This window comes from Paenibacillus sp. G34 (genome assembly GCF_056856875.1).
The window spans coordinates 5,133,260-5,153,728 of record NZ_CM166469.1; the positions used below are offsets into that span (position 1 = coordinate 5,133,260).

The 20,469-nt window shown below is 44.3% G+C and carries 21 protein-coding genes and 1 riboswitch; of the genes, 6 read left to right on the plus strand and 15 right to left on the minus strand.

Annotation, left to right across the window (positions count from 1 at the left end):
- Positions 1–252 precede the first annotated feature (252 nt).
- Together AC1VYS_RS23255 and AC1VYS_RS23260 are read left to right on the plus strand one after the other, a co-directional pair.
- Positions 253–480, plus strand: coding sequence for a hypothetical protein (locus tag AC1VYS_RS23255; protein WP_123064690.1), 228 nt, complete (start codon positions 253–255; stop codon positions 478–480).
- A 380-nt stretch (positions 481–860) separates the two neighbouring features.
- Complete coding sequence (locus AC1VYS_RS23260; RefSeq protein ID WP_482911660.1) at positions 861–1,910, plus strand: glycoside hydrolase family 53 protein; 1,050 nt, start codon at positions 861–863, stop codon at positions 1,908–1,910.
- A gap of 603 nt (positions 1,911–2,513) precedes the next feature.
- Here the strand turns inward: AC1VYS_RS23260 and AC1VYS_RS23265 are convergent.
- The 7 genes from AC1VYS_RS23265 to AC1VYS_RS23295 form a co-directional block, all read right to left on the minus strand.
- The gene (locus tag AC1VYS_RS23265; protein WP_482911661.1) at positions 2,514–2,864 is read right to left on the minus strand and encodes a hypothetical protein; all 351 of its coding nucleotides are present in this window, start codon (positions 2,862–2,864) and stop codon (positions 2,514–2,516) included.
- A 10-nt stretch (positions 2,865–2,874) separates the two neighbouring features.
- Positions 2,875–4,068 carry an MFS transporter gene (locus AC1VYS_RS23270; protein ID WP_482911662.1) on the minus strand — a complete coding sequence of 398 codons (1,194 nt, stop codon included), beginning with the start codon at positions 4,066–4,068 and terminating at the stop codon, positions 2,875–2,877.
- Complete coding sequence (locus AC1VYS_RS23275) at positions 3,995–4,648, minus strand: NUDIX hydrolase (protein WP_482911663.1); 654 nt, start codon at positions 4,646–4,648, stop codon at positions 3,995–3,997. Before AC1VYS_RS23275 ends, AC1VYS_RS23270 begins: the two co-directional genes overlap by 74 nt.
- Before the next feature lie 145 nt (positions 4,649–4,793).
- The gene (gene rarD, locus AC1VYS_RS23280) at positions 4,794–5,675 is read right to left on the minus strand and encodes an EamA family transporter RarD (protein WP_482911664.1); all 882 of its coding nucleotides are present in this window, start codon (positions 5,673–5,675) and stop codon (positions 4,794–4,796) included.
- Between the two features lie 79 nt (positions 5,676–5,754).
- Entirely contained in the window at positions 5,755–7,197 is a 1,443-nt protein-coding gene (locus AC1VYS_RS23285; RefSeq protein WP_482911665.1) for a stalk domain-containing protein, read from the minus strand.
- A gap of 152 nt (positions 7,198–7,349) precedes the next feature.
- Positions 7,350–7,991 carry an NAD(P)-dependent oxidoreductase gene (locus AC1VYS_RS23290; protein ID WP_482911666.1) on the minus strand — a complete coding sequence of 214 codons (642 nt, stop codon included), beginning with the start codon at positions 7,989–7,991 and terminating at the stop codon, positions 7,350–7,352.
- Between the two features lie 368 nt (positions 7,992–8,359).
- Positions 8,360–8,716 (minus strand): HesB/IscA family protein, encoded by a 357-nt coding sequence (locus tag AC1VYS_RS23295; RefSeq protein WP_434749531.1) that lies wholly within the window; start codon positions 8,714–8,716, stop codon positions 8,360–8,362.
- 445 nt (positions 8,717–9,161) lie between these two features.
- On the opposite strand from AC1VYS_RS23295, the gene mqnE reads away from it, so the two are divergent.
- Positions 9,162–10,268: an aminofutalosine synthase MqnE gene (gene mqnE, locus AC1VYS_RS23300; RefSeq protein WP_482911667.1), complete on the plus strand. Its 1,107-nt coding sequence runs from the start codon at positions 9,162–9,164 to the stop codon at positions 10,266–10,268.
- 264 nt (positions 10,269–10,532) lie between these two features.
- The gene (locus AC1VYS_RS23305) at positions 10,533–11,594 is read left to right on the plus strand and encodes an NAD(P)/FAD-dependent oxidoreductase (protein ID WP_482915100.1); all 1,062 of its coding nucleotides are present in this window, start codon (positions 10,533–10,535) and stop codon (positions 11,592–11,594) included.
- A 6-nt stretch (positions 11,595–11,600) separates the two neighbouring features.
- Here AC1VYS_RS23305 and AC1VYS_RS23310 read toward each other — a convergent pair whose 3' ends face one another.
- On the minus strand, positions 11,601–11,855 hold the full coding sequence (locus tag AC1VYS_RS23310; RefSeq protein ID WP_441929858.1) for a YuzB family protein: 255 nt from the start codon (positions 11,853–11,855) through the stop codon (positions 11,601–11,603).
- Positions 11,856–11,935: 80 nt separating this feature from the next.
- Between AC1VYS_RS23310 and AC1VYS_RS23315 the strand changes: the two genes are divergently transcribed.
- Positions 11,936–12,181 (plus strand): NifU family protein, encoded by a 246-nt coding sequence (locus AC1VYS_RS23315; protein ID WP_053783253.1) that lies wholly within the window; start codon positions 11,936–11,938, stop codon positions 12,179–12,181.
- Between the two features lie 73 nt (positions 12,182–12,254).
- Here the strand turns inward: AC1VYS_RS23315 and AC1VYS_RS23320 are convergent, their stop codons facing one another.
- Positions 12,255–13,019: an SDR family oxidoreductase gene (locus AC1VYS_RS23320; protein WP_482911668.1), complete on the minus strand. Its 765-nt coding sequence runs from the start codon at positions 13,017–13,019 to the stop codon at positions 12,255–12,257.
- Between the two features lie 248 nt (positions 13,020–13,267).
- On the opposite strand from AC1VYS_RS23320, the gene AC1VYS_RS23325 reads away from it, so the two are divergent.
- On the plus strand, positions 13,268–14,128 hold the full coding sequence (locus AC1VYS_RS23325; RefSeq protein ID WP_482911669.1) for a DUF2167 domain-containing protein: 861 nt from the start codon (positions 13,268–13,270) through the stop codon (positions 14,126–14,128).
- 75 nt (positions 14,129–14,203) lie between these two features.
- On the opposite strand, the gene AC1VYS_RS23330 is transcribed toward AC1VYS_RS23325, so the two are convergent.
- The 6 genes from AC1VYS_RS23330 to AC1VYS_RS23355 form a co-directional block, all read right to left on the minus strand.
- Complete coding sequence (locus AC1VYS_RS23330; RefSeq protein ID WP_482911670.1) at positions 14,204–15,040, minus strand: MetQ/NlpA family ABC transporter substrate-binding protein; 837 nt, start codon at positions 15,038–15,040, stop codon at positions 14,204–14,206.
- A gap of 38 nt (positions 15,041–15,078) precedes the next feature.
- Entirely contained in the window at positions 15,079–15,738 is a 660-nt protein-coding gene (locus AC1VYS_RS23335; RefSeq protein ID WP_482911671.1) for a methionine ABC transporter permease, read from the minus strand.
- On the minus strand, positions 15,738–16,772 hold the full coding sequence (locus AC1VYS_RS23340; protein WP_482911672.1) for a methionine ABC transporter ATP-binding protein: 1,035 nt from the start codon (positions 16,770–16,772) through the stop codon (positions 15,738–15,740). Before AC1VYS_RS23340 ends, AC1VYS_RS23335 begins: the two co-directional genes overlap by 1 nt.
- A gap of 121 nt (positions 16,773–16,893) precedes the next feature.
- A riboswitch (SAM riboswitch) is annotated at positions 16,894–17,032 on the minus strand.
- 173 nt (positions 17,033–17,205) lie between these two features.
- Positions 17,206–17,925 carry a Cthe_2314 family HEPN domain-containing protein gene (locus AC1VYS_RS23345; protein ID WP_482911673.1) on the minus strand — a complete coding sequence of 240 codons (720 nt, stop codon included), beginning with the start codon at positions 17,923–17,925 and terminating at the stop codon, positions 17,206–17,208.
- 270 nt (positions 17,926–18,195) lie between these two features.
- Complete coding sequence (locus AC1VYS_RS23350; protein WP_482934414.1) at positions 18,196–19,134, minus strand: COX15/CtaA family protein; 939 nt, start codon at positions 19,132–19,134, stop codon at positions 18,196–18,198.
- 918 nt (positions 19,135–20,052) lie between these two features.
- Positions 20,053–20,397, minus strand: coding sequence for a thioredoxin family protein (locus AC1VYS_RS23355; RefSeq protein WP_111269516.1), 345 nt, complete (start codon positions 20,395–20,397; stop codon positions 20,053–20,055).
- Positions 20,398–20,469 lie beyond the last annotated feature (72 nt).

Consider the following 20,469-nt stretch of genomic DNA (forward strand, 5'->3'; position numbering starts at 1 on the left):
ATGTCAATTCTTATTTGAACTTCTACTATTCATAGAATCTTTCGAACCTCTTTTGTAATTGTACTATTCGTAATCGACTCCAAGCGTCATCGGAATGTTATCGCAGTGTTAAATTTATGTAAATGATAACTCATGACCGTAACTTTTTCCATCCCTTTACAAAGCACAATAGACAAGGTAAAGTGAATAACAGTGTGATTTGATCGGCTGTCGTTATCATCCCAAATTTACGTTATTTTAAAGGAGTATCTCATGAAATCGAATAAACCTAGAACGTTACAAAAAAACATCGAGTTTTTCACTGCCGCTCTTTCCCAATGTGTAGTTACCGCATGGCAGGAAGATCCGGCAGGTGTATATTGTGAAGTCGGTCGCGGCATTGTGGAGAAGATCAGTGATGATAGTGTACGGATTCGCAATGATAATGGAACGAAGAGCCATTATGCACGGGAAACGACGATGTTTCAAACCGAAAAATAATTTTGCGTAAATATGAAAAAAGACTAGCTTTCTGAAACAGAGTGTTGTATACTCTTGCCACAAGGAAAGGAGGTGCGTCAACATTTCTAATCACATGTTGAACGTGTCCCTTACCCGATCCACTACTTCCAAATAAAATTGGATGGTAATGGAGGCGCGGGATACGGATCAATGTTTCAAAAAAGCGCCACGGGTAGAAAAGCCGTCTTCGGACGGCTTTTTGTTTTGTCTTTTTTTATAATAGATAGAGAAGTAACGGGTGAAAAAGAGGAGAAGTTAAGAAAACAACCAAAATATTGGAAACGGACCCTTTAGGAGCATGATTTCGCAAGGCTATAATGAGGATGCATCTCAACTTATAACCGAGGAGGCATGTTGTCATGTTTAGAAATGTAAGGGGTTCCAAAATGAGATTTTTATTGGCATTTGTTTTGTTCTTTACTTCTGTCCTGCTACCTGCAGGCCAGCACATCAGCGCTGCACCGGGTTTTGCTAAAGGAGCCGACATCAGCTGGGTTCCCGGCATGGAAGCTCAAGGCTACAAGTGGAAAGATAAAAACGGCGTACAACGGGACATCATTGATATTTTGAAAAAGGATTACCAGATTAACTCCGTCCGCATCCGGGTGTTCGTTAATCCTTCGAATGATTATGGTAACGGTTACATGAATAAAGATCGCGCTGCTGCTCTCGCACAACGTGCTAAAAATGCAGGTATGAGTGTCATGCTGACACTGCATTACAGCGATTCCTGGGCAGACCCAGGCAAACAAACTAAGCCAGCCGCATGGAAAAACTATACCTTCCAGCAGTTGATGGATGTTGTCTGGAGCTATACCCGTGACGTTATGACGACCATGCAGAGTAAAGGTGTCACTCCAGACTGGGTACAGATCGGTAACGAAACCAGCAACGGTATGTTGTGGGATGATGGTAAAGCTTCCGTTAATATGAAAAATTATGCTTGGCTCGTGAACACAGGACATAATGCTGTAAAATCCATAAGCAGCGGTACCAAAACGATGGTGCATCTTGCAAACGGAGACGATAATGCCCTGTTTGTCTGGAACATCGGCGGACTAATCAACAATGGGGCCAATTTTGACATGATTGCAATGTCTCTCTATCCTTCCGCTTCTGGCTGGAACACCGCGGTGACCAAGACGGTCAACAATGCAAAGGATATGATCAACCGTTATGGCAAAGAAATCATGATCTCCGAAATTGGCATGGACAACAATCAGGCAGCGGCAGGTAAAAGCTTTGTCGCAGCGATGAAAAATCAGATTCGCAATTTGCCAAGTGGCAAAGGAAAAGGTGTATTCTACTGGGAGCCACAAGCTACTCCAGGTTATAATGCTGGTTACACCAAAGGCGCTTGGCAGTCCAATATGATGCCGACCGCTACCATGGAAGGGTTCATTGACTAAGCACGGAGGTTAGAAGCCTTGTGCGCGGGAGGGAGCTGCGGTGGACGTTACGCGGGTGGGGCGTTCTTTCGATCGCTGGTTGTCCTCGGATTTCTGTTTGAATTCCCCTCCATAGGGGAAAATCCGATGACAAACGCGAACACTTCGCTTCTACAGAATCGATCCCGCCCCCTCCACTACGCGCTGCTCCTTACGGAAGGGCTTCTAAAACGTGCCTAGTCTTTTCACGGGAGTAGATAAAAACATTAAGGATGGAGACTGCGAGTGGACGTTCCGGGGGCGGGGCGTTCTTTCGATCGCTGGTTGTCCTCGGATTTCTGTTTGAATTCCCCTCCATAGGGGAAAATCCGATGACAAACGCGAACACTTCGCTTCTACAGAATCGATCCCGCCCCCTCCACTACGCGCTGCTCCTTACGGAAGGGCTTCTAAAAACCTGCCTAGTCTTTTCACGGGAGTAAAAAAATATTCACAAAATGCGCTTCCCCTTAGGGATAGCGCATTTTGATGTTAAAGAGCATTATGGCCCTCTTATATACTAGTTACTTGGAGGGAACAACGGTTGAGTATTCCGGGGGAGATTTCAAATGATCCTGTTCGAAATTACATGAACACCATAACAGCTATAAGAGATACAAAAAGACTGAGGATGGCAATAATCGCTTGAATACAGCTAAACGATATATTTTCGATCAGAATCATGTGTTTTCTCTGTACAACATACGAAAATACAAATGCAGGAAAGATGACCGGAAGATATTGATGGAGATCGGCTCCATCTGTACTTGGCAATATTGCTCTGAGATATCCGTTTGTCGGTTCATTAACGACTAACCATGTGTACATCATCCCGATGATTACTGAAAAAAGAAACGGAGATATGGAACGAATTCTATTTCCCGGTAGCCTGAAACGATCAGGCTTTCGCTCTAGTAACTCATCATTAACCATCATCATTCTCCCCCTAATTCATCATTTGACGATGAACATTTTGATCCTGAAAAGCCCGGTAATTCAGTAAACCAGCTACAATGGCTAAAATCGTCAATACAGCTGCAAACAAATAGAGGTTGACGATGCCAATGTATTCAGCAAGCCAGGCCATGCCTAGCAAAGATATGCAAAACACGAGATGCATCATCGAGGCTTGAGCCGATAAAACCTTGGGCAGCATCAGATTAGCCACACTACTCTGAATTAACGTACGCCGGTTGATCATTGCAAGCTCAGCAAACGGTCCCATCAACATGACTAAAATCAACGCAACAAAAGGCTGTGAGTTTAACGCATAAACCGCGGTTAATATTCCGTACCCTGCCATCCCTATCATCATAACTGAAAAATAACGCTGTCCAATGATTCTAGCTAGGGCAAGCACCAGCAAACCACCACCAATGGTTCCGGCAAAATAAGCTGCATTGATAAAGCCCCACCATTCTTCTCCTTGACCAAGTGCGACTTGAACAAAGGCCAATGTGAAGGCACCTACCCAAATGGAGCCGCCAAGCATATCAATCATATCCATGAATGTAAGTACCCGCAGACGGGGAGTCTTCCATATCATTTTCCAGCCTTCCGTTAACGTATGCCATCTGTTTATGGCAAGGTCAGGTGTAGTGTCAGATGACGCATTGACCTGTCTCTCCGCCATCTCCGTATGGGCTTGCTCCTTGACGCCAAGTGTAAACACCGCAGCCAAACCATAAATAACGGCTGTGACTAACAAGGTAGAACTTGATCCAATTAATGCAACAATTACGCCACTCAGGCCCCAACCTGCAAATTGTACAACTTGATCGCTGACGCTCATAAATCCATTGGCTTTAAGTAGACCTTGTTCATGAGTAACCAGTCGTGGAATCAGTGCATTACGAGCTGGCGTTGTCCATCCATCGAGAAAAGACATCACGAATATAAGCGAGAACACAAGCACCAATGAAGCCTCTATTCCGTTAAGCTGTATGTACATAGCCAGACAGATAAACAATAAAAACTGCCCGGTCTGTGACAAAAAGAGCAAGCTGGACAACTTAAAGCGCTGGATTAGGAGCGGTGCAACAAGACTGCTTAATAGTTGGGCTCCACTACGGATCAATGGTAACGCCGCCGCAGACACTAGCGAGTTCGTACGATCCAACACCATTACTGTAAGAGCCATAATATATAAAACATCCGCAGCATTGGCTGCCGTTTGGGTTGTCCACAGATAATAAAAAGCACGAGTTAAATACGAGGGCTTCATGAACATCTTTCTCCATTTCTATAGCTTGCTGTGAAAAATCATTAAAGGATACTCTTTTTTTAGACATTACATTATCCGTAATCTGCATCATCACTTCCCGATCACGTAAATCCAGTACATCCGAGTTAGACAATTCTTCGGGTCTGACCCACTTCGCATCTGCAATTTCTACAGCATCCCGTTGCAGAGAACCACCTATAATTTCACCGATAAAATGGAACAAAACTACCTGTTGCTGAAGACTGCTTATAAAATTGTAAATACCTGTTGTAGCAGTCAGTCTAACATCATAACCCGTCTCTTCTCTGGTTTCCCGACGTGCCGCATCCAGTATATCTTCCCCGTACTCCACTCGACCTGAAGGGAAATTCCATGTATTTCGTACAGATGCTTTGTTCTCTTGGATAATCAGTAATTTGTCCTTATGTAAGATCGAAACACTCACAACGAGTATAATTCCCTGCTGCTCCATCCCTTCAACTTCACCACCGTTCAAAAAGTCAACTTCTATAATTAGAACATACGTTCCTTAATTTGTAAATAAAAGAATAAATTAATCTACCTTCTTCATCTTAGATGTTGATAAAAAAACAGCCCTCCCATCCCATGGATGGAAAGGACTAGTATGACATTGACTGCTGTTATGACATCGACTTCGCCAGTTTAGTAGCGCGTATGGAGGAAACAGCATAGACGACAAGCGCTGTCCATATCAAGGCAAAGCCACCCAGTAACACAGGTGAAACGGACTCCTTAAACACAAATATGCTCAGTATTAACATAATGGTTGGACCAATGTATTGAACAAATCCGAGCGTAGACAGCGACATGCGAGCAGCGGCCCGTGCGAAGAACAGTAGCGGCAATGCGGTTACAACGCCGGAAAGCAGCAATTCCAAAAACATGGGCGCAGGCAACGTCCAGGCCGTTGTTTTACCTATAATACCAAGATAAATCCAGTAACCTAATGCAACAGGTAGGACAACGGCTGTCTCGGATAGCAAACCCACTGACGCGTCTTGCTTGATCTTTTTCTTCGCCAGGCCATATAAACCAAAAGAAACAGCCAGCGAAATGGAGATCCACGGAAAACGTCCGTAGTCCATTGCAATGATCAACACCGCAACCGCTGCAATTGCAATCGCGAGCCATTGCCCCCGGTTGGGTTTCTCGTGCAGGAAAACAACGGCAAGCAACACGTTCAGCAAGGGATTTAAGTAATACCCAAGGCTAGTCTCCACCACATGACCGTTGTTCACTGCCCAGATAAAGATCAGCCAGTTGATTGCAATAAGTAGTCCGCTTGCCGTGAGTGACAATAGTGTCGAGCGACTGGTCCAGATTCGTTTTACATCACTCCAGCGGCGCTGAATGGCTACTAAAATCCCCATAAATACAAATGACCACACCACCCGATGTGACAAAATTTCGCCAGCAGGTACGTCGTTAAAAAGCTTCCAATAAAGCGGGAGAATTCCCCACATGACATACGCAATAATGGCATTGATTAATCCGTTATTCATGAAACGTGCCCTCTCTTTTTCATCTCTGTTGTGTAAACGGATTATACGCCTCGTTCCTTACATAAGTAAAGGAGTACTTCTAGGGAATATTGATATGAATGATATTATCGGCACCATTCCATCTTACTTCCGCCCCCAATGATTCAGAGATAAAACGAAGAGGTACCATCGTAACACCATTCAGCATTTTAGGGTTGAACTTATCTGGTACAATCTGACCATTTAATCGAAGCTTCTCTGCTGCAGCATATATTTCAATGACTGTTTTTCCCTTTTTAACAATACCTGTGAAGTTACCTTGATTCCACTCGATTTTCGCACCTATAGGTTCAAACACACCTCTCAGTGGCACGTAGCTGACATTATTTATAATAACGGGCGGGATAACTAAAGGGACGATCTCACCATTTAATTTGATCTGAATTGGTGCTCGAACAGGCTTAGGCTCTGAAAATCCCCCCAGCGTATCCGTTTCCCATGCCATCAACGTACCGTTCTTGAGCAGTGCATAATTTCCCCAAAATCGGCTGCTCGCCATATGTAACGCATCGTTAATTCCTAAAATCTGAACAGCCTTGTAGGTAGGCTGATCCCAGTGACTGTACCACATCCATACCGTTCCATCCTTTTTAGTCAGACCAAAGAAAGAGCCATTTCCCCCAGCAATGTGCTGCACGTCTTCTGCCTGAAGCACCTTCGTTGGATGCAGTAACTGTCCAGGTGTGGGATACATTTTGGAGTTATTCCATGTCCATACGGTTCCGTCTTCCGCTAACGCAGCAGCTCTATTCCCCGATGCCGCAATGGCTGTAACTTTCTTGTTTAGCCCACTTACCATTGTAGGTTTCCTTAACTTGTCGGGATTCGTCTCTGTAAGCACTGTGCCCCACACATACACATTCCCTCCGGTATCCAGCATCATGGCTGACCCATAACCCGACGCTATGGCTGCGCCTGCTGGAAGCCCTTCTACCTTTACCGGCTTATATGAGGGCATGCTTACTCGATCCGTCCGTCCCCACTGCCATACTGTCCCGTCTGATTTCAAGGCCAGACTCTGATTACCTTCAGCAGCGATTGCTGTAACATCACTCAAACTTTCTATTTGCACAGGTGCTAAAACGAGATCATTAGAAGCCGTCCCGAGTCCCAACTGCCCGTCCTCGTTCGATCCCACTGCCCATACCGTGCCGTCCTTTTTTAAAAGAAGTGCATGTCGTGTCCCGCCAGCAGCATCGGATACATTGTCAATTTTCATTTGAACCGGAGACTCTGATTGCACAGGATAACCATTACCCAACAAGCCGCTTCTCTGCGATCCACCCCAAGCCCATACTGTTCCATCTTTTTTAACTGCATAAACGGATCGTTCACCTGCAGTAACGACAGCAACATCAGACAAGCGTTTTACTTGTTCACTCGTAGATCCTTCTGCCTGCACATGAGGAAGACAGAAGATACTGACGGCAAGTATTAAGCCCACTCGGGCTAATTTAAAACGTTTAAATATTCCTCTCTGCATCCTTTATCACCCTTTTCGATAAAATTGGCATTCTTTAAATTAAACGTTAGAGAATGGAACTTAGTTACAATAAAAAAACGCTGATCTGTTTCGACCAGCGTTCTTGATTGGAATGCTTAACGTTTATCCTAGATAGAAACGTAATTTTCAGTTTACTTCGCTTCGCCAACTACAGTAAAGCGTGCATTTTTATGCTGTGGATTCTCAATTTCATCCACAAGTGCAATCGCGTAATCGGCATAGCTGATGTAGCTGTTACCTTCACTGTTCACCATAATTACATCGTTGCCAGACTGGTATTTTCCAGTACGCACGCCTTCCGGATTGAAGAATCCAGCCGGACTAAGGAAGGTCCATTGAATGCCGGAGGATGCTTGCAAATCTTGCAGGTTTTTGCCTTGGTTAGTAGCTGTTGCTTTGTACGCATCAGGGAATCCTGGGGAATCAACAACACGCAGCGTTTTGGACTCATCGGTGAACAAGCTTCCTGCACCACCCACAACGATCAGACGAGTGTTAGGGGCATCTTTGAACATGCCGATAAGCGCTTGTCCTACTTCGACATGCAGGTTTTCTTTGCCCGCTGGAGCTCCAAACGCATTCACAACGACATCAAAGGCTTGAACATCTGAAGCAGTCAGATCAAATACGTCTTTTTCCAGTACGTTCAGACCTTTATCTTCTAATTTGGATGCATTACGCACAATTGCAGTCACTTCATGTCCACGGTCTGTTGCTTCTTTCGAAATAACACTACCTGCTTTGCCTGTTGCACCAATAATTGCGATCTTCATTCAAAATCTCTCCTTTAATTTTGAGTTCATTTTCTTTGTGCTAGGAACGTTTTCCTAAACTTCATAATGTAACTATACAAGTTACAACTATTCTTGTCAACTTGTTACGGTTAATCCTTTTATCAATACGTTTAACCATAATGCTTATGAAATATATAAATTCAATTGCAAATGTCAACGAAACATGGATTCAGACCTTAAGTAAAAGAATAAAAACTTCATTATGCCTCAGGATTCGTGAGACACGAGTGAAACTCTATGACAAAAAGGCCTCCATAACGTTGTCAGCACGAGACTAACACGCTATAGAGGCCTTTATTTTCAACATCAAAATACTCATTCAAGGATGGTTAACATTCGTCACCCGATTAACAATCTTTATCCGGTACCCCTGCTTCTTCACGTGTACGGAAGGACGAGCCGCAGCCGCAAGTGGCTACTGCATTCGGATTGTGGATGGTGAAGCCGCCGGACATGCCGGATTCTTCGAAGTCAATTTCGAGTCCATTCAAATATTTCACATTTTCTTTCTCCACAACGACTTTCATGTCCTGAATGTCCATATATATATCCTCATCGGACTCTTTATCATCAAAGCCCATGGCGTACGAAAATCCGGTACAACCGCCCGGTGCTACGCCAAGACGAAGGAACATTCCAGGAGTCTCTTGCTGTGCAAGCATCTCTTTCAATCGGTCAGCAGCCGTTTCGCTGATATTAATCATGCCAGGTCACTCTCCTTTTCATCACTCTTCCTTAAATTATACTCCACCCCGTCAAGTGGCTCAAGTCATGTTTGCCCGCTTCCGCGTTCCCCCTGAACTCCTTTTTCTTCCCAGTGTATTGAACCCCTGCGGCACGAGGTTTATAATGGATAGGTGATCACTCTGAAATTGTCAATATTTTGCCATGACTTATTCGGATGATGGTCGTATATGGAGTTGTAATTTTTTTCACATTTCGAGACTGGTTCTCAGTCCCCAATGCATATAGAGTCACATGGCTCCTTTTGAAAAAATAAACTTTTCGATTGCAGCACACGCTGCACCGGGTAATAAGAGTTAGTCTTTCACAGGAAGGCGGTAGTTGACCGCATCTTTGCTATGTAGTTCTGCTGGTAAGTTCTACACAACACAACTCGTATTCCGGTAAAGAACAGGAGGAAACAGCATGTCTACATTGGTAACACCGTTCACAGACAAAAGAATGGCCGAAATCGTTGAGAAAGTGCAGAACGGCGTAAGGCTGAGCGTAGAAGACGGCGTATATCTGTATGAAACAGATGATTTGCTGACTTTGGGCCAGCTGGCCAATGAGGCCAATCTGCGGAAGAACGGCAAGAAAGTATATTTTATTGAAAACATGAGCCTTTATTTCACCAACGTATGCGAAGCTCGCTGCGCATTTTGTAATTTCCGCAAAGACCAGGGTGAGGAAGGCTCTTATACATTATCGGGTCCGGAAATGATCGATTATGTGGAACAGCATATTCATCCAGGCGTGCGTGAGTTCCATATTGTAGGTGGACATAACAATCATGTTCCTTTTCAATATTATGTCGATTCCCTGCGTGCTTTAAACGAAAAATATCCGGATGTCACGCTGAAAGCTTACACTGCGGCAGAGATTGATTTCTTTACCCGGATTAGCGGACTCAGTATCAGAGAAGTTCTGCAAGAGCTGCAAAATGCAGGTCTGAAAACATTGACTGGTGGCGGCGCTGAGATTCTCTCGGATGAATACCGCAAAAAAATGCGTGTAGACAAAGCCAACGTGGATCGTTATCTTGAGGTGCACCGCACAGCTCATGAGCTAGGCATGCGTACACATACGACGATGTTGTATGGATCGATCGAATCCTATGAGGACCGCGTCAATCATATGGTGCAGATTCGTGAACTGCAAGACGAGACCAACGGATTCATGGTCTTTATTCCGCTTTCCATGCAGCCAAAAAGTAAAAACGCAAGCATTATGCGTCGTAACTCGGCTTATGAAGATCTCAAAACAATAGCGATCAGCCGACTGATGCTGGATAACATCGATCATATCAAAGCATACTTCATTAACATCGGTCCACAGCTGGCTCAAGTTGCCCTTGGATTCGGTGCTTCAGATGCACATGGTACGATTGTTCGCGAACGGATTAGTCATGCCGCAGGTGCTCTGACACCTGAAGGCCTTACACGTAAAGAGCTCATATGGCTTATTAAAGGTGCAGGACGTATTCCAGTAGAACGTGATACGTTCTACAATGAAATTCAAGTTTACGAATAGCTCTAATTGTTTTCATCGATCCAGGCAAAGGCTACAACAGCAGAAGCATCACTCATCAAAGAACGATACTTTCTTCAATCAGGGGGGACGTTTGATCAGAGTGATGCTTAACTGTGATCACATATTTCAAATTTTCATCTCCTCATTATGAATTATTCAAATTATTTAAACTAAAAACAACAAGCGGAGCAGCGATGTAAGTTCATGGCTGCTCTACAGGTTGCAGCCCCAGCAGTGGGACTGATGCAGAAAGGAAGCCGAGTCATGAAAAATTTCGTCATTCTTGGAGGCGGTTATGGCGGCCTCACCATCATCAAGGAACTTTTGGAAGGCAAAATTCCGGCAGACACCCAGATTGTACTGGTGGACCGGAGTCCTTTTCAGGGATTAAAGACCGAATATTACGCGCTCGCAGCAGGAACGGTATCGGATTACGACTTGCGTATCCATTTTCCGGTGAATGAGAAAGTGACACACCGTTTCGGTGAAGTAACTGCCATTAATCTGGAGCAGCGTCAGATCGAATTCGAAGGTCAGGAACCGCTTGAATATGACAAGCTAGTCATTGGACTAGGTTGTACGGATCGTTTTCATAATACACCTGGTGCTGAAGAATATAGCTGTACCATTCAAAGTTTCAGCAAAACACGCGAGACGTATCTGCGTCTTAATGAAGTTAAAGCTTATGGTCATGTTCACATTGTGGGCGGTGGCTTAAGTGGTGTTGAAATGGCTGCCGAATTACGCGAAAGCAGACCGGATCTGAATATCAGTATTCTGGATCGCGGTGAACGTGTATTATCCGCATTCCCTCAACGTCTCTCCTCTTATGTTCACGAATGGTTCGGCGAACATCAGGTTGAAGCACGAGGACATATCGCCATTTCACGGGTGGAGCCTAACGCGATCTACAACCGCGACGAACAGATACAAACCGATGCTGTCGTATGGACGGCAGGCATTCAACCGGTAAAAGTAGTTCAAGATCTCGATGTAACGAAAGATCCCCAAGGTCGTGTCGTATTAAATGAGTACTATCAAATTCCGGAGTATACCGACGTTTACGTGGTAGGTGACTGTGCTAGTGTCCCTTATGCACCAAGTGGTCAGGCTGCGGAGGTTCAGGGTGAACAGATCGCTCATATTCAGCATGCCCTTTGGAAAGGCGAAAAACCCAATCCGCAGCCTCTTAAGCTTCGCGGCACACTGGGCGCGCTTGGCAAGAAAGCTGGATTTGGGCTGATGGGCAAAACGTCCATGATGGGACGAGTGCCTCGTATTTTGAAAAGCGGCGTGCTCTGGATGTCGAAACGCCATCTCGGTTAATTAAGGTTAATCGAGATCCAGCGCGTCCCAGGCGTCCGCTTCGGCAATTTTGGCTAGAATGGCATTATATAGATCTTCTACTTTATCTGTAGTGACGACTTCACCATTGACCAGGGCAAAAGGTGTCATATAACATTGGCCACAATTGGTCAGACATCCGTATTCGATCACATCATAGTCTGGATTTTCATCCAGCTGATCCATGATTTCATCGGTGCCAAAATGCATATTGTTAGCACAAAATTCAATAATTGGTCTCATTTCAGTTCACCTGCTTTGTTTGACCATTTTAATTTATGGTCATTTGTAATATAATATAGGAAGGAAAGGAGTTGAACAATATGAGCGAAAACGCACAAAGCACCATGTATGATGAGGTATCTGATGTGCTTGATAAACTTCGTCCGTTCCTGCAACGCGATGGCGGTGACGTGGAACTGGTCGACGTGGAGGACGGCATCATTAAGCTGAAACTGGTCGGTGCCTGCGGCAGTTGCCCAAGCTCCACCATTACCTTAAAAGCCGGGATTGAACGCGCCCTTCTTGAAGAAGTTGAGGGTGTACAAGAAGTCGTACAAGTATTCTAATCAATCCTTCACGAAATAAACCTCAGAGAGCCTTTCGCTTCGCAAGAAGCGAGAGGCTCTTTTTTTAATTCCATCAGATGGTAGGCCTGATCGGATCAAGCCCTCCGGATACATCCATGATGTTGCCCGTTATAAAGTCGGAATGATCCAAACACAGGTACGTGATCACTCGCGCAATATCTTCTCCACTGCCAGGCCGCCCTCTCGGCGTCTCCTTATCGGGTATGTCTGCAATTTCATCAATCGTTTTCTCTTTATTCGCACCACGAATATCTCCAGGGCATACCATATTGACCGTAATCCCGTAGGGTGCTTCTTCAACCGCAAGGGTCTTGGTAAACGAAACCAGACCTACTTTGGCAGCAGCATATACGGCGCGATGAGGCCAGGATCTTGCTTCGCCCGCATGACTGAAGCCAAAATGAATAATCCGTCCCCATTGTTTGCGACGCATTTCGGGCAGTACGAGTTGATCCAGAATCATCGGCCCCAGCAGGTTACCCTGAACCAACATCTGGACTTCTGCTTCAGAATAGTCTGCGAATACCCGGCGCTCACGTACAAATGGACCGGCGTTATTCACCAGAATGTCTACGTGACCCAGCTGTGTTTCTACCGCTGTAACGAGTGCATGCATCTCTTCTACTTTCGATATATCTGCCTGAATGGCAATGCAACGTACCCCTTTGGCGGTAATCTGCGCTTGCAGCAATTCAGCCTCTGATTTGCTATGCACATAATTAAGGGCAATGTGACATCCCTGATCCGCCAGACTGAGGGCTGTCATTTTACCCAGGCCTTTGGCACTTCCCGTTATGAGGGCAATCTTTCCCTTCACGTTCATCCCCCTCTTCAAAGAGCAGTCACTTATCCAGTATAAAAGATTTATCCGCCTCTCACAACTTGTAGCTCTTCACAATCTGTTCCAGTTGTTTCACTGTGCAAATATACCTTCATATCCAGAAATGCCTTGATCTAAATTGAATTGTTATGATAATCTCAGTAGGTCATTGTGCCTTATGATAATAACGACATGACATACTAAGGTGTAAATTGCTGCTTACATCATCTGAAAGGATTAATGAAATGAAAAAGTTATGTATCCCCTTCGTCTTCATCTTGCTTCTTCTTACCTCACTTCCATTTTCAACCATGAAAGTTGCTGCAGAAAATTTTGGTTCAGCCGATGGATTTGAATGGCAGAGTGGCCCTACAGCAGTATCTTTGGAGGATATAGCGTCAGTAAACGTACCGGAAAATCTCGCTTTTTTTGATAAAGAAAATACCAAGAGGTTTATGAAAGAAAATCCTCCTCCTCCGAACGGTACTGAAATTGGCTCTCTTTATAACATGAACATGCAGTTATATTGGAACGTCATTTTTGAATACCACGACATAGGAAATGTCGACGATCATGACAAAAATGAATTAGATGCCGATGAACTCCTGGAAAGTTACAAGCAGAGTCCTGAAGGACAGCGTGAGAAAGCGAGCGCAGAAAATCAATCCTCCGTGCTACGTTGGGATGTTGAACCTGTGTATGAAGAAAGTAAACATCAATTACGCTATTCCATAGGTTTGCGAGATCCCCTACAGGGAGGAGTCGTATATTATAAAGTAAACTTGTTAACACGTGAAGGGTATATTAGCGTCATACTTGTAACCCCAAGTTATTATTTTGAAGAAAGTCGAAAACAGTTTGAAGAAATGGTACTCCAAAATATTAAAATCAACAACGGTCATACATACCAGGAATTTAATGCTTCCCTTGATAAAAAATCGGAGCTTGGTCTCATGCATCTTATTCCGGGCGGTGATGGGGTAGCCGCTACCAAAAAAGAGGAACGGCAGACTCTAATCAAAAAAGGCATGATCTACATTGTTACTGCGTGTTTTACTGCATTCATCTTCATAATGCTTCGGCGGAAGTCAAGGACTCAGAAATAGTAAAGCCCCGCAGACCTCTTGAAGAGATCGTGCGGGGCTTTCAGCTATTTAAAATTATGCGCTCGTTTTAACAACTTAAAATGCAGGTTCAACTGCACCTTGGTAACGTTCTTTGATGAATTTTTTCACCGTTTCGGAGTGGAGAGCTTCTGCCAGTTTTTTGATGGCGTCTGCGTCTTTGTTATCTTCACGGGACACGAGAATGTTAGCATATGGGTTGCCTTGCAGGTCTTCGATCAACAACGCATCTTTAGATGGATTGAGGTTTGCTTCCAGTGCATAGTTGGCATTGATAAACACCAGATCAGCTTCATCCAGCTGACGAGGCATCATGGCTGCATCCAGTTCGATGATTTCCAGGTTTTTCGGATTCGCTGTAATGTCCTGTTTAGTGGATGCGATGTTTGTATCGTCTTTGAGCGTAATCAAACCTTTTTTAGCGAGCAACAAAAGTGCACGTCCACCATTGGATGGGTCGTTAGGGATAGCCACTTTAGCGCCATCTTTCAGTTCATCCAGGGATTTAATCTTTTTGGAGTAACCACCGAAAGGTTCTACATGGACTGGAGTCACAGCAACAAGGTTGAATCCACGCTCTTTGTTCTCCGTATCAAGGTAAGGCTGATGCTGGAAGAAGTTTGCATCCAATTTGCCATCTGCCAACTGTTGGTTAGGCTGCACATAGTCGTTAAACGTCACCACTTGCAAACGAATGCCTTGTGCTTCCAGTTCGGGTTTGATGCTTTCCAGAATCTCAGCATGTGGTGTAGGTGAAGCACCGACTTTCAATTCAACCGTACGTGGAGCGCCTGCTGAGTTATCTGCACCACTGTCGGATTTCTTGTTGTTGCCGCATGCTGCGAGCACGGCAATCATCATCAAGCTGAGTAGAATAATAGACCACTTTTTCATCTGTAAAACCCCTTCGCATTTTATTTTTCATCTATCTGTTATTTCCGGGTGAAATAAATGACCAGACGATCGCCAATCATCTGCAAAAGCTGAACCAGAATAATCATGGATACCACAGAAATAATCATGATCTCATTCTGATATCGATAGTATCCATAGTTAATTGCAAGTGTACCCAGACCTCCACCGCCAACCATACCCGCCATGGCCGTATAAGAGACCAACGTTACGATGGTAATCGTAATCCCGGCAAGCAAGCCCGGTAAAGCTTCAGGTAACAAAACCCTTCTAACAATCTGTCCTGTGGATGCTCCCATTGCCTGAGCTGCTTCAATCACACCCCGATCCACTTCACGCAATGTATTTTCAACAAGACGTGCAAAATACGGAGCAGCCGAGATCACAAGCGGTGGAATGACACCAAGCACACCTGTAGCTGTCCCCACAAGCGTACGTGTAAACGGAATAAGAGCAACAATTAGTATGATGAAAGGTACCGAACGTAAAATATTAACAATAATAGATAATATGATGTAGGTTAGTTTTGAACTAGGTGAAGCCGAGCGGCCTGTCATAAACAGAATGACACCAAGCGGCAAACCCAAGAGAACAGTAAACAAACCGGATACGGCAAGAATTTGCAATGTTTCAATGGAGGCCGTACCGACCTCTTCCCAGCGTACTTTGGAAAAATCCATTATCGGAGCACCTCCACATCAAGTCCTTCTGCGGTTAGTTCTGACAAGGTTTGCTCGATCGCAACGGAGTCACCTTCAAAACGCACCGTCAGTTGACCATAAGGAACCTGCTTGATTGTAGAGATTGTACCTTGCAGAATAGCGAAATCCACACCTGTTTTGCGAACCGTTCTCGACAGAATCGCCTCATAGGTTTTATCTCCAAGAAATGAAACCTTCACTAACTTGGAGGATATTCCTGCTGGCAGTTCTGTTTCGGCATTCGCCATAACCGTCTCCTCCAGTGCCAGTCCACCCTCGCTGTCACGTGAGACAAAATCCCGCGTGATCGCATGTTGCGGTTTCATGAATACCTCCGTCACTGGCCCTTGCTCCACAATACCACCTTGATGGATAACTGCTACCCGGTCGCAGATGTTCTGAATGACATGCATCTCGTGGGTAATCAGCACAATGGTCAGATTATACTTTTCATTAATATCCAGCAATAGCTTCAGAATGGAATTGGTTGTTTGCGGATCAAGTGCCGAAGTTGCCTCATCACAAAGAAGTACACTCGGATCACTTGCCAGAGCTCTCGCTATCCCTACCCGTTGTTTCTGTCCACCGGACAACTGAGCCGGATATTTACTGCTGTGCTGCTCCAATCCAACCAGAGCGAGCATTTCCTTCACCTTGCGATCAATCGCATCCTTAGGTGTGTTGACCAGTTTTAACGGGAAAGCCACATTGTCGTATACCGTTGCAGAAGACAACAAATTGAAATGCTGAAATATCATACCGATCTTTCGTCGTTGCTGCTGTAGTTCACTTTTGCTAAGTTCGGTCAGGTTAATGCCATCAACCCAGACCTCACCTTCTGTCGGGCGCTCAAGCAAATTAATACATCGGATCAATGTACTTTTCCCTGCACCTGAGTGACCAATCACGCCGAAAATCTCACCCTTCTGAATCTTCAGATCAAGGTGTGACAACGCCGTCGTTGCCTTGGTACGTCTGCCATATGTTTTGGTTAATCCAACCAATTCAATCACTAGTACTGCTCCTTCCCCATCACCTACATATATCTTTACCCGAAGGAAGAGAAAACTCCCCGTTCTACGCAAAAAAAGAGCCCTTTGCAGATACAAAGATGGCTCTTCACGTGAAATGACCTTCTCATCTGCCAAAATCATGTGCAACATGATTCTGTAGGAATTAGCACCTAACATCAACAATGAGAACATTCGTGCCATCATCGTTGATCGGTTGCCGGGCTTCATCGGGCCTGTCCCTCCGCCACTCTCGATAAGAGAAATATACAGTTGTAGGATTATATAGGTTCATGTAGTTCGTCATATATAATGACCAAACTACATCAAATGCTTTATTGTAGACATGAATCCATGTAAGATTCGATCTGGAACTCAGTATAATCCAAAGTATTCCGATTTGTCAAATGGTATTATTTCAAATGCATGGATATACTTAACGTTTCGCAATCTGTTTACGCCAGATTCGATTGATGTATCGATAAGCCATATGCAGCGTTTCACAGACCATATCCACACCCTGCTGCATCTCCAGAAGATGCTGATCCAGATCCTCCAGCTTTACTTTTCCACGCATCGTCTGATGTAACTGCCACAGATCATCCTGCATTTCTGAATTCATATAATGGATCTCCATATTCCGCCGCTTGCGAAGTTTGCTCATCGGTTCCCTATAAGCTTCCTTGATTTTAATTAATTGCTGTGCGAGTTCATGATGGTCCCGATAATAATCAAATTGCCTTAGTACGGTATAATAGGAGAAATGTACTTTCGTTTTAGATGTATTTAATTGGAAAATTTCATTTAAAACCGTACCCAGTTTGTCCAAAATAGCGAAGCACCGAATAAATGCATCTTTGTAGAAATAAACATACCGCGCATACTCCGCCTTCTCAGCAGAACTCATATCTCCCGTTGAACCAGCAACTACTTTTCTACGGAAATATGCGGCTGCAAAATAACTCTGCTCCAGTTCATCCAACGAGGAAATAAGTCCCTGTGTCCATATATATAACTTCCGATAATCATGATTCGGATCATGGTCGACATACATCTGTTTCTCAAAAGAATCCAGGGTAAACGCCATGGTATCCATAGCCTCTTTCAATTTTCCCTGATTCACTCGTGGCTTTTCCCCTAATAAAGTACGCAGCATAGATGGCCTCCTCTTTCCACTGATGACGGCAAATATATATTATCACAACTGTTAAACAGCTGAAGAAGCTGAAGTTTTAGCAACGTTCTAACATCTACGCCTTTAATCATAACAACTTGATTTAGGTTGCCCTGCTACCTCTCACATCAAACAAAAGTCCACCTCTCCAATGATCTACATCACCGGATGGTGGACTTTCCAATAAGGCCCAGCGCAGCATCAGGACAATGCACTAACCTTCCTTTGTAAATACCAAAGTTCGTAATCTGTTTAGAAACGGTTCACCGGGCGGTGTAGCTTGTATACGAGGAAGCTCATATAGGTCAAGATACCAAAGAGTACAGCGATATCCAACATATGTGCAAGCGCCACAAACATGTAAACTTCTGGTTGATTAATCGTCCACATCATGAACATACCGATAACCACTTGCAACAGAATTAAAACGACGGATACCACTCCGAGTGTCCGCATCTCACGGTTATCCGGATGTTTGCGATAAGCAAAATGCCCTAAGATCGCAATTACGATCACGAGCGACACAGCTGCCAGGCGGTGGGCAAAGGCAATAGCTACCCCGCCAGAGAGTTCAGGCACAATCTGCCCATTACAGAGCGGAAATCCGGAACAACCGCCGGCTGAATTCGTATGGCTTACGAACGCCCCTGTATACACGACCAGATACGTATAGATCGTTGAGAACCAGACCAGGTTGCGGAATCCTTTGCTGACGCGAGGATATTGATTCAGACGTTCCAAGCCGCCATGTTTCGCCTCCTGCCGAATGCCTAGAGCCATCATCAACGAGCTGGCGAAAGCAATGAGCGCGAACCCAAAGTGAAGTGCCATAACCGCTGAAGACTGCGAGAAGACAACGGCAAATGCACCCATGATTCCCTGAATGATCACAAATATAAGAGTTAGCAACGAGAACAATTGCAGATCACGACGCTGTTTGCCAAATCGTAAGAAAGCAACAAACGAAGCAATGGATAGCAGCCCTGCCAGTGCACTGACGGCACGGTGGGAGTATTCAATCAGTGAGGCAACAGTATGTGCTGGCACAAGCTTTCCGTTACACAAAGGCCATTCGGTTCCACAGCCAAGGCCGGATTCGGTTTTGGTCACGATTCCGCCCCCAAAGGTAGCCAGGAACATGACAAGACAGGTTAATACAGTTAACCATTTAAACAATGTTAAGTGCTTCAATTTTTTCTCACCCGCTGTTGGTTTAAGATGGCGAAGAAAGTCTTCGCTTGATAATCATGCTAATTTCATTAATGGTGCTAGTGTTCTTTGGTTACTTTAAAACGATGTAATTGCCTTACCTTACAACTTTGCATTCATAAGAGCTCATTACAACCGCTTGTTTTTAACTTTGACACTAATTTCACAACTAAATTCATTATACCGGATAAAATCATCATTGACGCCGCGCTTTGTGACAAAATGTTAACGTCTATTAAAAATTTGACCAGCGGGTCATTATTCTCGAATCTTATTATGTAAGCCATGAACAAACTCGGTAGCCTAAAACTCCGCATTTATTATTTATGTTTATTGTTCATTGTTCATCGTTTATCGTTTATCGTTTATCGTTTATCGTTTATCGTTTATCGTTTATCGTTTATCGTTTTCAATCATCAACTCCCCCCACTTCGGATTCTAACGATCACCACAAAGCTTATTTTGAAAATATAGCCCCTTTTCCGAACCTAACGATCACCATGGAGCTTATTTCTAAGTAACACGGCAACAATTGCTGCATATACGCATTTTGGTCCCAAATAGCGTATGTGGAGATCGTTAGATTTTTTTATGAGTTATATTCGAGCAAATAACGTTCCTGGTGATCGTTAGAGCATGAGTTACCGTGCAATGTCTGCGAAAAAGAGTGAGTTGGTGTGTAACATATCACAGCATCATTGATAAAGAAATTTCCCGAATCCGACCTGTAGCCTCTAGTTCTTCTCACCTCAAGCAAAATAAAAACAAGGCAGTCTTAAGCCAAATGTGGCTCAACCGACAGCCTTGTGTTTGCATACTTAGTTCACATTCTTCCCTATCTTGGGATATTTCATTCCTGCTGTGCTTTGCATTACTTTGCTCACCCTTATTGCTTCGTATCTACTTGTGAATCGTGTTATAAACCTCAACAGCGCGATCCAAGAACTGCTCAATCTCTTCTCTGGACTTACGCAGCTTATTCACATAACGCACCAATTCCCGTCCGTCCGTGTAGGCTACAAAACTTGGAATACCCAAAATATTTTGCTCCTGACTTACCGGGCCTACTTGGTCAACATCCACTTCAATCAAGGTCAAATCACGTGAATACTTGGTTTCCACCTCAGGCATAAACGGATCGATGTACTTGCAGTCCCCACACCAATCTGCCTTGAATACGGCTACCGTCAAACGTGGAGATTGAATCGCCACATCAAATTCCGGTTTGGATGTAATCTGTTCCATTTGTCAACATCTCCCTTTCTGTACCTTATCTACATCTAAGTGAAGCAAATTGGTGATTGGAAGTCAAATGTT

Bases quoted from the DNA above. Each gene is read 5' to 3' on its own strand.
- AC1VYS_RS23255 (WP_123064690.1), top strand. From the start codon at position 253: ATGAAATCGAATAAACCTAGAACGTTACAAAAAAACATCGAGTTTTTC.
- AC1VYS_RS23260 (WP_482911660.1), top strand. From the start codon at position 861: ATGTTTAGAAATGTAAGGGGTTCCAAAATGAGATTTTTATTGGCATTT.
- AC1VYS_RS23265 (WP_482911661.1), bottom strand. From the start codon at position 2,864: ATGATGGTTAATGATGAGTTACTAGAGCGAAAGCCTGATCGTTTCAGG.
- AC1VYS_RS23270 (WP_482911662.1), bottom strand. From the start codon at position 4,068: ATGGCTCTTACAGTAATGGTGTTGGATCGTACGAACTCGCTAGTGTCT.
- rarD (WP_482911664.1), bottom strand. From the start codon at position 5,675: ATGAATAACGGATTAATCAATGCCATTATTGCGTATGTCATGTGGGGA.
- AC1VYS_RS23285 (WP_482911665.1), bottom strand. From the start codon at position 7,197: ATGCAGAGAGGAATATTTAAACGTTTTAAATTAGCCCGAGTGGGCTTA.
- AC1VYS_RS23290 (WP_482911666.1), bottom strand. From the start codon at position 7,991: ATGAAGATCGCAATTATTGGTGCAACAGGCAAAGCAGGTAGTGTTATT.
- AC1VYS_RS23295 (WP_434749531.1), bottom strand. From the start codon at position 8,716: ATGATTAATATCAGCGAAACGGCTGCTGACCGATTGAAAGAGATGCTT.
- mqnE (WP_482911667.1), top strand. From the start codon at position 9,162: ATGTCTACATTGGTAACACCGTTCACAGACAAAAGAATGGCCGAAATC.
- AC1VYS_RS23305 (WP_482915100.1), top strand. From the start codon at position 10,533: ATGAAAAATTTCGTCATTCTTGGAGGCGGTTATGGCGGCCTCACCATC.
- AC1VYS_RS23310 (WP_441929858.1), bottom strand. From the start codon at position 11,855: ATGAGACCAATTATTGAATTTTGTGCTAACAATATGCATTTTGGCACC.
- AC1VYS_RS23315 (WP_053783253.1), top strand. From the start codon at position 11,936: ATGAGCGAAAACGCACAAAGCACCATGTATGATGAGGTATCTGATGTG.
- AC1VYS_RS23325 (WP_482911669.1), top strand. From the start codon at position 13,268: ATGAAAAAGTTATGTATCCCCTTCGTCTTCATCTTGCTTCTTCTTACC.
- AC1VYS_RS23330 (WP_482911670.1), bottom strand. From the start codon at position 15,040: ATGAAAAAGTGGTCTATTATTCTACTCAGCTTGATGATGATTGCCGTG.
- AC1VYS_RS23335 (WP_482911671.1), bottom strand. From the start codon at position 15,738: ATGGATTTTTCCAAAGTACGCTGGGAAGAGGTCGGTACGGCCTCCATT.
- AC1VYS_RS23345 (WP_482911673.1), bottom strand. From the start codon at position 17,925: ATGCTGCGTACTTTATTAGGGGAAAAGCCACGAGTGAATCAGGGAAAA.
- AC1VYS_RS23355 (WP_111269516.1), bottom strand. From the start codon at position 20,397: ATGGAACAGATTACATCCAAACCGGAATTTGATGTGGCGATTCAATCT.